Here is a 13,486-nt window from a genome sequence, read left to right on the forward strand (position 1 = left end):
AAGCGAAGAAACAGGGGGAACGACCCGGGGGGGGGGGGGGGTGGGGGGGTTTTTTTTGGGGGCCCTGGTGCCGTACGGCACCAGGGCCCCTCGACGCGTTTCCCTGACGACTTTGACGAATGTGAACTCAAGAGAGGCGCCGATGGCCCCCGATTCCCGCTCCACCCCGACCAGGGCCGACAGGCTCGACGACGACGACTACCCCGCCTACACGATGGGCCGCGCGGCCGCCTTGATCGGCGCCTCCCAGGGCTTCCTGCGCGCGATCGGCGAGTATGGCCTGATCACCCCCCTGCGTTCCGAGGGCGGCCACCGCCGCTACTCCCGCTACCAGTTGCGCATCGCCCAGCGTGCCCGCGAACTCGTCGACCAGGGCACCGCCGTCGACGCCGCCTGCCGCATCGTCATCCTCGAGGACCAACTCGAAGAAGCCCTGCGCCTGAACGCCGAACTGCGCGACGCCAACGAGACCCGGCCACACGAAAGCCCCTGACCCGCCGAGGACGCCAGGCGCGGCCCTCCACGGGCACGCGCCCCGGCGCGGATCGACGCCACCGCCGTCGAAACCGCCGAGCCGGGTCCTCCCCGAGATCCCACCGGGGTCCTCGGCATGAGCGGCAACCCCCATCCGGAACGCGGCGGAGCCCGCAACGAGGACACCTACGCGGGCCGTGGGCCCGGTCGATGATCTGGAGGCAGCGATGGAGCCGGACCCAGCGGACATGGCCGCCCTGGCGAAGCGATTGGCCGCGGCGGCGGAGCAGTTGCTCCTCGCCGTCAAGGGCATGGACGACCTCGGCTGGACGACCGACTCGTACAACAGGTCCCACCTGCGCGACATCGCGAGCTGCCTCACGAACAGCGCCACGCGCATCGCCGCCCTCCACGGACTCCACGGCTCCCGCGACGACGCGGCCGGACACGCGCGCTGACGAACGCGACGACACCGCTCGGCCGCCCGCGAACCCGAGGACGGGTCCGTCCTCGCCCGTGCGCCGCCACCATTCCTCGTCGTCGAAGTCGTCGTTCGTGGACGTGAGGTGCGCACGGCGGGCAGAACTCACGTGGCCGTCGATGCGCCGGCGCTGTTTCGCCGCGAGCTGTCACGCCTGCGTGGCCTGCTTCAGCGACGCCCACGCCGTGGTCAGTAGGCGGCCGGTCGAAGCCGGCGCGGCGACCTCGACCTCATCTCCACCCACACCACGAAGCCGACCGGAATACCGGAGGCCACCGAGACGGTCCATCGGTCGTCGTCGCCTTGTCCGGCGCTCGGGCCCGGTCAGCGGGTGGGGCGTCGGCCGGAGCGGCGCCACCGCGCCGCGGCGTAGACCAGGGCGACGACGAGGACCGCGATGCCGATGATCAGCAGGTAGCCCAGCCCGTCGGCGACGGTGCCGACGAGGCCGAGGACGATCGCGACGAGGATCAGGGCGAGGGAGAGCGCCATCGTCGCCTCCCGGGAATTCGTTGGGGCGGTGTTCAGCGGCGGGCGAGTTGCCGCTCGCCGGCGGTGCCCGGTCGGTAGGGGAGGCCGAATGGTGTGAAGACGGCTTCTTCGTCCTCGGCGGGCAGCACGTCGTCGGTGCCGATCGCGGGGCCCTTCTTCACCAACGGTTTGTCGAACGCGACCTTGACGTAACCGGGGCCGACTACGGCGCCGTCCAGGGGCACGAACACCAGTCGGTGTCGGGACGGCAGCCCGATCTGTTTCGGGACCGGACACGTCACGAGACACCGCGCGAAGCCCCAGATCACAGCGTCGGCGTAGGACACGAACTACGAGACCCTGCCGGTCGAGGATCGGGGCATCGAATCGCGGGGGGAACGGTGGGGAACGGTGGGGAACGACGCCGAATCCTCTCCAGGAATCATCCCGGTAAACCGCCATCTTTTCAGGCATGCGCCCGAATGGGTGGGGCACAAGCGGGTCGGAGGTAAAACAATGATTCCCCTGCTGGTAGTCCTGCTTCTCGCCCTGATCCTTTTCGGTGCCGGTTTCGCTTTGAAGGCCCTGTGGTGGATCGCCGTGATCGTCCTGATCGTGTGGGCACTCGGGTTCGTTTTCCGCTCGGCCGGCAGCGGTGGCGGCCGTGGCCGCTGGTACCGCTGGTAGCAGCGCCGCCCACTCGGGCGACACGATGAAACGGGCTGTGGTCCGACTCGGAGTACACGAGTCGGACCACAGCCCGTTTCGGCATTCCCCGACGAATTCTCGAAACCGTCTCCGAATACGGGACACCGTTTCCGGAGATGAATACCGGTTTCGGGGGCAGGCGTCACACCACGGGCCGGGGCCACCGTGATCCCGCAGGGGATCCACACCTCCACACGGCGACCCCGGCCCCCGCCGTTCCCGCCGCGTTCTCGGTATCCCGATCCCGATCCCGACCGATCCCGGTCTCGCGGTACGCAGCCCCGGGGCCGGCGCGCCTGCCGATTCCGGGCCACGACCCGGCCCGCCGGTTGGGGGAGCTTGTCGTTCGGAGGTGTCGACGAAGACGAGACGGGTGTGGTCCGGATGTCAGGCGCGGCGTGGGGTGCGCGGGTCGGGGGAGTCCGCGTCCTGGGGGTCGATGCCCGTGACGGCGGAGGCGTCCTCACCTCCGCTCGGCCGGCGGGACGGGCCCTTGGGGCCTCGGTCGTGGGTGCCCTTGCCGCCGGATTTCCCGCCTTGTTCCTCGCCGCGTCGGCCGGTGCTCTCGACCGTGTCGCCGGGGACCTCCTCGGTCTCCTCCTTCGACACGATCCGCCCCGGCCCGGGAGGCGCGGCGTACTCGTCGGGGTGGAACGAGCGGTGCGCGCTGTCGTTGTCCTCCTGGTGGGTGGCGTTCACCGAAGGGGACCAGCCGCGATTCTCGGCGTCGACCCGGCCGCCGGCGCTCTTGTTGCGATGTTCGTCCGGCTGGTTCTTGTGCGTTGTCATGGCATACCGCCAATCTCGGCCCCGAGAACCGCATCCGCGCGGACGCGGCACCCCCAAGCCTAGTCCCCGGCGCGCCGTCCCCCGATTTGTGTCGTGCCGGAGGGAAGCGCCGCGACGCGCCGGCCGACGGCATCCATCTCGGGCAACCCCAGGCTCGCGACCGTATCGGGCGGGCTGCACTGCCCTGAGCCATGCGGGCCAGGGTCGTTCCCACTCCGCACAGCGCGGAGTGCGCGACCGGGAGCGCTCCGCGGGGCTGAGGTGCCGTGGGACCTGGGCGCACATCCGGTCCAGGACGACCGAGTACGCCCGGGCACCGGCGGCGGCTGCCGCGCGGGCCACCGCCCCGGTTCCGGTGCCCACATCGAGCACCCGCCCTGCCCTGGGGAAACTTCGCGGATGGCGCCCCTGTGGCCTCGGGGTCCGGTTCATTCCCACGTGTGGTCGGGGTGTCCGCGAGTGCGCAGGCGCCGTTTCATCTCCGCCTCGTACAGGTGCCGCCTGCCGCCGACGAGGTCCTGGCGCAGGCGTTGCTCGGCGTCGGCGAACGGCTGATAGTAGGTGCGGTCGTATTCCTCGACGATCTGGAACGTCCAGTGCCCGGGGATGACGTTGCGTCCGGCGATCTCGGTCGCCAGGACGCGGGCGGCCTCCTGGTGCCCGGCCCGGCACAGCATGTCCACCGCGTCCTGGAGGATGCGGTCGGCGCTGCCGGTGAGCTGGTGGAACGCGTACAGGTGGCCGCGGGCGCGGGCGGTGTACTCCCACGCCTCCGACACCTTCCCGACAGCGGCCACGGTGGCGTCGTCCACCCCGTCGGGGCGACGGTGGGCGTCCTCGAAGGACGACGAAGTCGAATCGGGCACGACGGTTCCTCTCGCCTGGCGGGTCCTCGTAGCGAGCCGGTGCTTCCGCCGCATTAGGCCCGACGGTGGACGGGGTCGGTGGAGGTGGCACCTTTGGATCGTGGCGCTCCGACCCTCGGAAGATGGGGCCGGAGCGCCTCGGTCGCCGTGAATGCCCCTCCTCCGGGCCCGTGGTTCAGGAGTTCCGGCCGCCCCCGCCCGGCCGGGTGGCGGCGGTTGCGCCTTGCTGCAGTTCGGGCTTGATCAGGTCGTGGGTTCTCGCCGTGCCCGGTGCCTCGTCGCCCGATCGGCCGGTTCTTCGGCCGTGCCGGTCGAGGCTCGGGGTTCATGTGGTGGCGAGCATGCCTTCGCGCAGGGTGGTGAAGGCTCGGGTGAGGAGTCGGGAGACGTGCATCTGGGAGAGGCCGAGGGTGGTGCCGATTTCGGCTTGGGTGAGGTCGTCCCAGAAGCGGAGTTTGAGGATGCGGCGGTCGCGGTCGTCGAGTTCGGCGATGAGCGGGCGCAGCGTCTCGCGGTTGAGGACGAGGTCGAGTGCGGGGTCGGGTGCTCCGCGCAGGTCGTGTCCGGTGGTGGCGGTGGGGTCGTTGCCGCCGAGGGGTGCGTCGAGGGAGTCGGTGCGCAGGGCGGCTCCCACCTCCAGGCCCACGCGTACTTCCTTCTCGTCCATGCCCAGGGCGGCGGCGAGTTCCCCGAAGTCGGGCTCGCGGCCCAGGCGCGCGGAGAGGTCGTCGCGGGCCCGTACGAGTCGCAGGTAGAGCTCTTGTTCGCCGCGGCGGGCGTGGACGGCCCAGGTGTGGTCGCGGAAGTAGCGTTTCAGCTCGCCCGCGATGGTGGGGATCGCGTAGGACAGGAATGCGGCACCGTGTCCTGGGCGGTAGCCGTCGACGGCCTTGATCAGGCCGATCGCGGCGACCTGGCGCAGGTCTTCGCGCAGGTCGGCGCGGTGGGTGTAGCGGTTGCAGGCGTGGGCGACGAGGTTGAGGTTGTCCTCGACGATCTCGTTGCGCAGCGCGGCGTGCGCGGGAGTACCCGGCTCCAGGCCGGCGAGGCGAGTGAGGTTGCGGTCGGTGACGGTGCGCGGGCCGCGCGGGGCGTCGACGCCGTTGGGGGTCAGGGTCATCGAGATGGGCCTCCGAACGGGTGCGTGTCGGATGCCGGGGGATCGCCGGGAAGGGCGGGCACGACGGCCCGGGGCGGGGTCGTCCGTCGATGCCTTCCACCCCGCGACCCGTCCACACCTTCCCGGTGGGACGCATTCGCGCGCACGCGGCCGACGGGAGTGCGGCCCATACGCGACACCATCCCTCCAGGCGTGCTGCCGTGTCACACTCCCGCCGACCCTGAACACAGGGACGATCACAGGGAAACACACCTAAATCGGAACTTCTCGGCAAAAGGGCGGTTGACGGGCTAAGTCCGAGGGGTGGTGCGGCCGTTCGGGCGAACGGGGCAGGCGTGGGGGTGTGCTCCTCAACCGATCGCTCCGCATCGTCCGTGGGCGGTACGGGCGCGGACACGGGCATCGGGCACGGGCATCGGGTCCGGGTGGGCTCGTGGGCCTTCGTGGGAATCCCGACCCGCCGTCCGGCGTGGTGGGGCAGCTCCGTGACCGGGAATCCGTGGCGCTGTGCCCGTTCGATCGCGCGTCGCCGGGAGACGCGCGGCGAGTCCGTGTTCACCGCTCTCGTGGTTCACCCGCTCGGGCGCGTGCGGCGCGCCGCGGGCGGGGCAGGGATGGTGGCGCGCGGTTCCTCCCCGTTTCTGGGCCCGGGGAGGGGCGCGTGTGGTGGGTGGGCGTCTCTTTCCGGCAGGGGAGGAGGCGCCCGCCCGCATGCCCGGGTCCGGGCGAGCCGGGTGCCGCGCCCCGGGGTGGTCCGTGTTCGCGGCCGCGGAGTTGCGAGGAACTGCCGGCGGAGGCGATGACGACGAAGGGGTGGCCGTCGACCGGGCTTTCCTCATCCGGGTGCAGGACCCCTTCGGTGCCCTCGGGCAGGGGCGGGCCGTCGGTGACAATCGCGCTCCAGAGGGCCGGGAGGGGGCTGCGGGGGTCGGGCCAGTCGTACAGGTCGACGGTGACCTCGGCGCCGGTGCCGTCGGCGAGTTCGAGGTAGGCGTGTACTCCGGGCCTGTCCACCCGTCGATTTTGCGACGGACGCCCGCGTCCCGCGCGCCGGCCGGGCCCGATTTGGGGAGTGTGGGGGCCGCGCGGCCCGGGCCGGCGGCAGCCTCGCGGCGCCGTGACGCCCGGCCGCTCGCGTGGTGGGCCGCTCATGCGCGCCGTGCGGGGTGAGGGACGGCGGGGATGAGGTTGGCGAAGGGTCCGGCGGCGGCGAGGAGGTCGGCCAGGGCCGTAGAGGTGGCGCTGTCGGGGTGGGCGGCGAGGGCTTCGCGGGCCTGGGCGATCGCCTCGCGCAGGTCCTCGTGGCGGGTGGTGGGCATGGACGGGGTCCTCCCGGTCGGGTGGGGCCGCCCGGGTCCGGTGTCCGGTCCCGGACCACCGCCGATACCCGGCGCCTACCCGGTGTCCAGGCTCCGACGCCGGATGCGTCGAACGGCAGGGCGCGGGAGGTCCGAATCCTGGGTGGTCGGGCTCGGAGCCGACGGAGCTCGACGAAGGCATGCTCGCGTTCCGGCGCCCGAGGCGGTCCGAGGAGGAGATCCGCGAGTTCGGCCGTGTCTACGACCGGGGACAGACCGCCCGCGCCACGGCGTCGGTGTTCCGGGCCGCGCTCACCCAGCGGCGCCCGCCATGTTCCTGCCGGCCCTCCCGGCCATGGATGGGTCGCCCGTCCGAGTGACCTTCCCCGCTCCCCGACGACGCCACCGCGCCGTCCTGTGCGGCACTCGCGCTCACCTGGCGGAGGGCGGCATGTGGAGACGTCTTCTCCTCCCGTCGTGGTGCACCGGGTGGGGCGACGGTGCGAACGGATCGGCGTGGATCGGCGAAGTTCCGCCCACGGGGGCCGTATCGGGTCCGACCGCGGATCGCACGCGGCGCAAGCGGGCCACCGGCTCGTGAGCCGACGCGGTGCGCGGAACGAAGTTACTGAGCCGTAACTCACACTGCCTCGGAGTGTCGAAAATTTGGTCGTCTGGTTTCACGGATTGTAGAAATATGTCTTTTAGAGGGGACAAGGGATGTCGAAGCGGTTCCAACGGGCGCAGGTCGGCAGCGGCGCTCTCCGGGCATTGATCGATGCGCTCGCGGAGGAACTGGGCCGGTCCGTCGTCCTGGACGACCCGTTGGTCCGTCTGATCTGCTCGAGCAGGCACTTCGGGGACGAGGACCCGGTGCGTGTGCGCAGTTTGTTGCAAGGGCTCGCGGACGACGAGGTCATCCGCTACGTCCTTGGTCAGGGCGTCGCCCAGTGGGCCGGGCCGGGCTTCATCGAGGGCCGGGACGACCTGGGACTGCTGCCCCGCTACTGCGTGCCCCTGCGGGAGCGGGGCCGACTGCTGGGTCTGCTGATGGTCGTCGCAGCGGACAAGACGCTCTCGGCCGAGGAGACCGACGCGATCGGGCGGGCGGCGCGCGCGGTGGCCGCACAGATGTATGCGGAATACGTGGCCACCGAGGCCGAGGAGAGCGGCACACACGAACTGCTTCGCGGCCTCCTGGGCACGGATCCCGTCGGGCGCGCCGTCGCTCTGGAGCAGGGGATCGACCGCGGCCTGTGGGTGGACGCGGCGCATTCGGTGGTGACCGTCGTGCGGGTCTCCCGCCCGCACGGCTCGCCGGCCGAGGTCGAGACGGCGCTGCGGGCCGCGGTGGAGGGATATCGCAGCACGCGTTGGGCCGCCGGCGCGATATCGGTGGATCGGGACCGCGCGGTCCTGCTCCAACTGTGCGATCGGCTGCCGGACTCGGGAGAGATCACCGCGCAATCCCGTCGCGTCGTCGAGTCCCTCGGCACCTTCCTCGACGCGGCGGCGGTTCCCACGGTCGGCGTCGGGGGGCGCCAGGAGGGTCTGGCGGGTGCGTGGAGTTCGTACGAGCAGGCGCTCGTGGCCATGCGCGCCGCCCGCCGACTGCCGAACCTGAGGGGCGTCGGCGACTGGGACGAGCTGGGCGAGTTCGCCGTGCTACTGCAGCTGCCGGACCAGGCTCTCAACGCCTCGCTCGTACCGAAGCCGCTGCGTGTCCTCACGGAGAACAACGGCACCGCGCGCTTGGAGGAAACCCTGCGCTGTTTCCTGGAGAACGCCGGATCCGTACCCAGAACCGCCGAAGCGCTGCACGTCCACCGCACGTCGCTGTACTACCGGCTGCGGCAGATCCAGGAGATCACCGGTCTCGACCTGGACAACGGTGCCGACCGGCTCGTGCTGCACATGGGCCTACGCATCCGGGAACTGTTGACGGCCGGGGCGCCCGCCGCCGACTGAGCAGCGCCCTCGGGCATCACGACCGATTCCTCGAATACGCGCTCCGACAGACCCGGTTTCCACAAAGAGAGGAAAACCTCGGTACGCGGCCATACGGTCGTCGGCTGGTTGCTACAGACCGATGAAGGCACCCGGACCGATCCCTACGTTCGGCGGTAGCGGCGACCGGGCCCGGGAAACGAGAATGTTCCAGGCGGACGACGGGACATCGAAATCTCGGCGCCGCGGGGAACGCGATATCGAGGGCGTCGGCGCACACCGACGCCACGCAAGGCACGGAACAGGAATGCGGTCATGGGCGAACTGACGACGGACGACGGAGTACGACTGGTCTACCGGGACAGCGGTGGCGACGGCGTGCCCCTGGTCATGCTCCACGGTTGGGGACAGACCCAGGAGATGTTCCGGAATCAGCTCGACGGTCTTTCCCCCGCCCGTCGCGTCGTCACGGTGGACCTGCGCGGCCACGGAATTTCCGAGAAACCGCACCACGGGTATCGCATCGCTCGCCTGGCGCGGGACGTTCTCGAACTCGTCGACCACCTGGAACTGGATCGCTTCGACGCGCTCGGATGGTCGATGGGTGTCTCGGTGTGGTGGAGTTTCCTGGATCAGTACGGAACGGGCCGCATCCGCCGGTTCGTCGCGGTCGATCAGCCTGCGGCCGTCGCGGCGGTGCCTTGGATGACCCGTGCCGAACAGGAGGAGTCCGGCGCCATCTTCGACGTGGCGGGCCTGCTCGAACTCGGAGCGGCGCTTGCCGGTCGGGACGGCAGGCGCGTGCGGCTGGACTTCGTGCGCGGCATGTTTTCCGGCGACACCGACCCCGCGATCCTCGCCTTCGTCGCGGAGCAGATCGAATCCACTCCCGCGCACGCCGGCGTTCCCCTGTTGTTCGACCATTGCGCTCAGGACTGGCGGGACGTGCTTCCCCGGGTGGACGTCCCGACCCTCGTGATCGGTTGCGACGGAAGCCACGTGTCCCCCGCGTCGCAACGCTTCATCGCCGAACAGATTCCCGACGCACAACTCCACATCTTCCCGACCGACGTGGCCAGTTCACACTTCCCTTTCCTGGAGAATCCGGCCGCTTTCAATGCAGTGGTCGACAAATTCCTGTCCTGAGATCCGGACAGGGAGATCCTGTCGTCGGGCGGCATCCATGGTGAACCGCGTACGCGGTTCACCATGAAATTCCCACCCCATCCCGCACATCTTTTCTGCTTTCCCGCCCGTCCGCGTCAATGCGCTGATGCGTCGATGGGTCGCTGGGCACCCACACTTCCGTGCGCTTCGACTCGATTCCGTCGTCGACGCCCACGGACTGGCCGTTCCGTGTCGAAACCACCGGAGCGGCCGCTGTTCCCCACACAATCCGGGATTTCGTCGGCGGAGTCGACGTGCCCAAATTCGAGGAGATTCGCATGTCCGATGCCGTCGAGCCGGTCCGACCGGTGCTCGAAGAGGCCGCCGCGGCGTTCGCAGCGGCGACCGACCAGCCGCCCTACCTGTTCGACCTCGGTCCGGTGACCGGACGCAAGACGGTCGACGAGGTCCAGTCCGGCGAAGTCGAGATGCCGGACGTCGACGAGGAGTGGATCACGGTCCAGGGCGGCCCGACGGGAAGCGTGCGAGCGCGGATCGTCAAACCCGCCGGCGCCGCGGGCAGCCTCCCGGTGATCCTCTACATCCACGGTGCGGGCTGGGTCTTCGGCAACGCCCACACGCATGACCGCCTGGTTCGCGAACTCGCCGTCGGTGCCGGCGCCGCCGTGGTTTTCCCCGAGTACGACCTTTCCCCCGAGGCGCGGTACCCGGTCGCCATCGAGCAGAACTACACGGTCGCCCAATGGGTCGTGGCGCAGGGCACGTCCAAGGGCCTGGACGGCTCGCGGCTCGCCGTGGTCGGCGACTCCGTCGGCGGCAACATGGCCGCCGCGCTGACGCTGATGGCGAAGGAGCGAGGCGATGTTCCCCTGGTCCAGCAGACGTTGTTCTACCCGGTGACCGACGCGAACTTCGACACCGATTCGTACCACCGATTCGCCACGGGCTACTTCCTGCGCCGCGACGGTATGCAATGGTTCTGGGACCAGTACACCACCGACGCCGACGAGCGTGCCCAAATCACCGCGTCGCCGCTGAGAGCCACCATCGACCAACTCACGGGTCTGCCGCCTGCCTTGGTCATCACCGGCGAGGCCGACGTCCTGCGCGACGAGGGCGAGGCGTACGCGAACAGGCTTCGCGAGGCCGGTGTCCCGGTCACCGCCGTGCGCTTCCAGGGCATCATCCACGACTTCGTCATGCTCAACGCCCTGCGCGGAACCCACGCCGCGGAGGCCGCGATCACGATGGCCGTCGAAGCCCTGCGCCGCGCGCTGCACACCCGTTGACCAAGCACCGAGCACGCATCGTCGACCGTTGGCACGCGCCGACCCGGTGAACCGGATCCGATGAAGCAACCCGACGGACCGACCCGACGAACCGACCCGATGAAGCACATCGAGAACAAAGGAAGCAGCGGAATGACCGCACGTCCCACCCCCACCGCCCTCCTCGTCCACGGCGCGTTCGCCGACTCCACGAGCTGGCTCGGGGTCATCGCGGAACTGCAGGGCCACGACATTCCCGTGGTCGCCCCGCCGAACCCGTTGCGCGGACTGGCCTCCGACGCGGCGTACATCGCCTCCGCCGCCGCCCAGATCGACGGACCGGTCGTCCTGGTCGGCCACTCCTATGGCGGTGCGCTCATCACCGTGGCCGGCACGACGCCGAACGTCGTCGGACTGGTCTACGTGGCCGCCTACGTCCTGGAGGAGGGCGAGAGCCTGGGCGAGCTCCAGGGCCGCTTCCCCGACTCGCCGCTGGCCGCCAACCTGAAGCAGGCCACCTACCCGACCGAGGGCGCGACGTCCGCGGTCGAAGTCACCATCGCCACCGCGGCGTACGCGGACATCTTCGCCGCCGACGTCTCCGCGTCCATGACCAAGGCCCTGGCCGTCGGTCAGCGTCCGCTCGCCGCCTCGGCCTTCACCGAGAAGGCCACCGCGGCCGCGTGGCGGACCAAGCCCTCCTGGGCACTCGTGGCCACCGCGGACCGGGCGATCAACCCCGACGTCGAACGCTTCGGCGCCGAGCGCGCGGGTGCCACCACCGTCGAGATCGAGGGCGCGTCCCACGCCGTGGCAGTCTCCCGGCCCAAGGAGGTCGCGGACCTGATCCGCGACGCCGTCCGCGCGACGACCTGACCCCGGACCCCGGCGCGGCCACGCCGCGTGGATGCTCACCACATCACGCGCGGCGTGTCCGCCCGCGCGCACCGCGCGCAATCCCACGCCATGGCACCTGACCCGCGCCGGGGCCAGGCCGCGGTCGCCCACGGCGGGCGACCCGGCCCGGTCGCGCGCGGCGACCGACGAGGCCGCGTTGCGCGCAACACACCGAGACCCCCGCGCCTGCATCCCGCAGGGGCTCGGCATGTCCGACCCCGCTTCTCACGACCCGGCCCCCGGATCGGACGGCGTTCCAGGGCACGGGAAACGGCTCCGGCCACCGGAACCCGACGGTGAGCAGATCCGGCCCCACGGGCGATCATCGGCCGACCCCTCCCTCGAGGAGTCTCGTCACCGCAGGCGCTCAGCTCTCACTCCCAGCGCCCCACTCCCGGGAACCATCGGCGCCGACGGCGGCGGTGCGGTCAAGCCGAGCAGCCTCAACAGCGGCGGCCCGTACGGGATCGGCGCTTACAACCTGCTCGTGATCGTCGCGGACAACGGCGACGACAGCGACTACAACGACGCCATCCTCGAATCCAGCCGGTACACGCAGAGCGGGGCATCAGTCGCTGTGGGCGACCGGCTCGGGACCGGCGTCGAGCGCATCGAGCACCGCGTCGCCGTTCGCCCTCGCCCACTCGGTCAGCATGTGGATCGGATCGATCAGCGTCGCCCCGAGCGGGGTGAGCTCGTACTCCACGCGGGGCGGCACCTCGGCGTAGGCGTGGCGGCGGACGAGTCCGTGCGCCTCGAGCCGTCGGAGGGTCTGGGTGAGCATCTTGCGGGAGATGCCGCCGATCAGTTCGATCGGTTCGCCGTGGCGTACCGGGCCCTTGCTGAGGCCATACAGCACGACCGCCGTCCACTTGTCGGCGATGAGTTCGATCGCCAGACGCGCCGGACAGTCGGAGAGAAAGGGATCACCAAGACCGAATCCGCTCATGGCGCCAAAGGTACCTGCGGGTTCCCGTCGGAAATCTAGCCTGGGTTTCTCCCCCTTCTTTGGACGTCAGGAGAGTCATGCGAGTCGTCACCCAGCACACCCTCGGCGGTCCCGAGGTGCTCACCGTCGTGGAGGCACCCGAGCCACGAGCGTTGCCGACCGAGGTTCTCGTCCGCGTCAAGGCGATCGGGCTCAACCCGCTGGAGGCGCGCCTGCGCGCCGGCGAGTTCCCGCTGCTCGGCCGACCGCCCTTCGTCCTCGGCTGGGACGTCAGCGGCGTGGTCGAGGACGGTCCGCTGACGTGGCGGTTCAAGCCCGGCGACGAGGTGTTCGGGATGCCGCTGTTCCCGCGCGCGGCGAACGCGTACGCCGAGGTCGTCGCCGCGCCGGCGCTGCACCTGGTACACAAGCCGGCGTCGCTCTCGCACGTCGAGGCGGCGGCGCTGCCGATCGTCGGGCTGACGGCGTGGCAGGGCCTGGTCGACCTCGCCGGCGTCGGCGACGGCGACCGGGTCCTGGTCCACGGCGGAGGCGGCGGAGTCGGCCACGTCGCGATCCAGATCGCGAAGGCACTCGGCGCGCACGTGATCACGACCGCCGGCGTCAACAAGCGGGACTTCGTCGAGCAGTTCGGCGCCGACGAAGTGATCGACTACACCAGGGTCGACTTCACCGAGGCCGTCCGCGACGTCGACGTCGTACTCGACACGATCGGCGGCGACACCGTCGAACGCTCCCTCGCCGTACTGCGCCCGGGCGGTCACCTGGTGACGGCGGTCGCCGAGGACGACGCGGGGCTGATCGCCGCGTACGAGGCGGCCGGGATGCGCTTCAGCGGCGTCGCGGTCGACCCCGACCCGGTGGCCCTGCGAGGTCTCGTCGAACTGGTCGAACAGGGCAGGCTCCGGGTCCACGTCCAGGAGACGTTCTCCTTCGAACGCGTCGCCGACGCACACCGATTGCTCGACGCCGGCCACCTCCAGGGCAAAGTCGTCCTCACCATCTGATCCCGTCGCGGGGGGGGGGGGGGGGGGGGGGGCCGGGGGGGGGGGGGGGTGGGGGGGGTGTGGGTCGGGGGGGGGGTGGGGGT

Annotated in this window: 15 protein-coding genes; 8 read left to right on the forward strand and 7 right to left on the reverse strand. The window is 70.7% G+C overall.

The window, feature by feature from the left end; genetic code table 11:
• The first annotated feature begins 142 nt into the window (after positions 1-142).
• Both ACZ4FV_RS49715 and ACZ4FV_RS49720 read left to right on the forward strand, forming a co-directional pair.
• The gene (locus ACZ4FV_RS49715) at positions 143-493 is read left to right on the forward strand and encodes a MerR family transcriptional regulator (protein ID WP_395870741.1); all 351 of its coding nucleotides are present in this window, start codon (positions 143-145) and stop codon (positions 491-493) included.
• Positions 494-701: 208 nt separating this feature from the next.
• A complete protein-coding gene (locus ACZ4FV_RS49720; RefSeq protein ID WP_402238899.1) occupies positions 702-932 on the forward strand; it encodes a hypothetical protein in 231 nt (76 codons plus the stop codon).
• Between the two features lie 347 nt (positions 933-1,279).
• Here the strand turns inward: ACZ4FV_RS49720 and ACZ4FV_RS49725 are convergent, their stop codons facing one another.
• Both ACZ4FV_RS49725 and ACZ4FV_RS49730 read right to left on the reverse strand, forming a co-directional pair.
• Positions 1,280-1,447 carry a hypothetical protein gene (locus ACZ4FV_RS49725; protein ID WP_465327938.1) on the reverse strand — a complete coding sequence of 56 codons (168 nt, stop codon included), beginning with the start codon at positions 1,445-1,447 and terminating at the stop codon, positions 1,280-1,282.
• Between the two features lie 32 nt (positions 1,448-1,479).
• A complete protein-coding gene (locus ACZ4FV_RS49730; protein ID WP_465327953.1) occupies positions 1,480-1,755 on the reverse strand; it encodes a hypothetical protein in 276 nt (91 codons plus the stop codon).
• A 187-nt stretch (positions 1,756-1,942) separates the two neighbouring features.
• On the opposite strand from ACZ4FV_RS49730, the gene ACZ4FV_RS49735 reads away from it, so the two are divergent.
• Positions 1,943-2,113 (forward strand): DUF5670 family protein, encoded by a 171-nt coding sequence (locus ACZ4FV_RS49735; RefSeq protein ID WP_020554947.1) that lies wholly within the window; start codon positions 1,943-1,945, stop codon positions 2,111-2,113.
• A 408-nt stretch (positions 2,114-2,521) separates the two neighbouring features.
• Here ACZ4FV_RS49735 and ACZ4FV_RS49740 read toward each other — a convergent pair whose 3' ends face one another.
• The 4 genes from ACZ4FV_RS49740 to ACZ4FV_RS49755 form a co-directional block, all read right to left on the reverse strand.
• Entirely contained in the window at positions 2,522-2,923 is a 402-nt protein-coding gene (locus ACZ4FV_RS49740) for a hypothetical protein (RefSeq protein WP_395870747.1), read from the reverse strand.
• 428 nt (positions 2,924-3,351) lie between these two features.
• Positions 3,352-3,789, reverse strand: a complete 438-nt coding sequence (locus tag ACZ4FV_RS49745; protein WP_395870748.1) for a hypothetical protein — start codon at positions 3,787-3,789, stop codon at positions 3,352-3,354.
• A gap of 325 nt (positions 3,790-4,114) precedes the next feature.
• On the reverse strand, positions 4,115-4,909 hold the full coding sequence (locus ACZ4FV_RS49750) for a SigB/SigF/SigG family RNA polymerase sigma factor (RefSeq protein ID WP_402238895.1): 795 nt from the start codon (positions 4,907-4,909) through the stop codon (positions 4,115-4,117).
• Positions 4,910-6,057: 1,148 nt separating this feature from the next.
• A complete protein-coding gene (locus tag ACZ4FV_RS49755) occupies positions 6,058-6,228 on the reverse strand; it encodes a hypothetical protein (RefSeq protein ID WP_465327941.1) in 171 nt (56 codons plus the stop codon).
• A 699-nt stretch (positions 6,229-6,927) separates the two neighbouring features.
• Between ACZ4FV_RS49755 and ACZ4FV_RS49760 the strand changes: the two genes are divergently transcribed.
• The 4 genes from ACZ4FV_RS49760 (at position 6,928) to ACZ4FV_RS49775 (ending at position 11,426) form a co-directional block, all read left to right on the forward strand.
• Complete coding sequence (locus tag ACZ4FV_RS49760; RefSeq protein ID WP_465327943.1) at positions 6,928-8,175, forward strand: PucR family transcriptional regulator; 1,248 nt, start codon at positions 6,928-6,930, stop codon at positions 8,173-8,175.
• Positions 8,176-8,469: 294 nt separating this feature from the next.
• On the forward strand, positions 8,470-9,300 hold the full coding sequence (locus ACZ4FV_RS49765; protein ID WP_465327945.1) for an alpha/beta fold hydrolase: 831 nt from the start codon (positions 8,470-8,472) through the stop codon (positions 9,298-9,300).
• Positions 9,301-9,599: 299 nt separating this feature from the next.
• Complete coding sequence (locus ACZ4FV_RS49770) at positions 9,600-10,571, forward strand: alpha/beta hydrolase (protein WP_395870760.1); 972 nt, start codon at positions 9,600-9,602, stop codon at positions 10,569-10,571.
• A gap of 132 nt (positions 10,572-10,703) precedes the next feature.
• Entirely contained in the window at positions 10,704-11,426 is a 723-nt protein-coding gene (locus tag ACZ4FV_RS49775; protein ID WP_465327947.1) for an alpha/beta hydrolase, read from the forward strand.
• Between the two features lie 589 nt (positions 11,427-12,015).
• Here ACZ4FV_RS49775 and ACZ4FV_RS49780 read toward each other — a convergent pair.
• On the reverse strand, positions 12,016-12,396 hold the full coding sequence (locus ACZ4FV_RS49780; protein ID WP_465327949.1) for a winged helix-turn-helix transcriptional regulator: 381 nt from the start codon (positions 12,394-12,396) through the stop codon (positions 12,016-12,018).
• A gap of 77 nt (positions 12,397-12,473) precedes the next feature.
• Between ACZ4FV_RS49780 and ACZ4FV_RS49785 the strand changes: the two genes are divergently transcribed.
• Positions 12,474-13,403, forward strand: coding sequence for an NADP-dependent oxidoreductase (locus ACZ4FV_RS49785; RefSeq protein WP_465327951.1), 930 nt, complete (start codon positions 12,474-12,476; stop codon positions 13,401-13,403).
• Positions 13,404-13,486: the final 83 nt, after the last annotated feature.

The organism is Embleya sp. NPDC025285 (assembly GCF_055558835.1).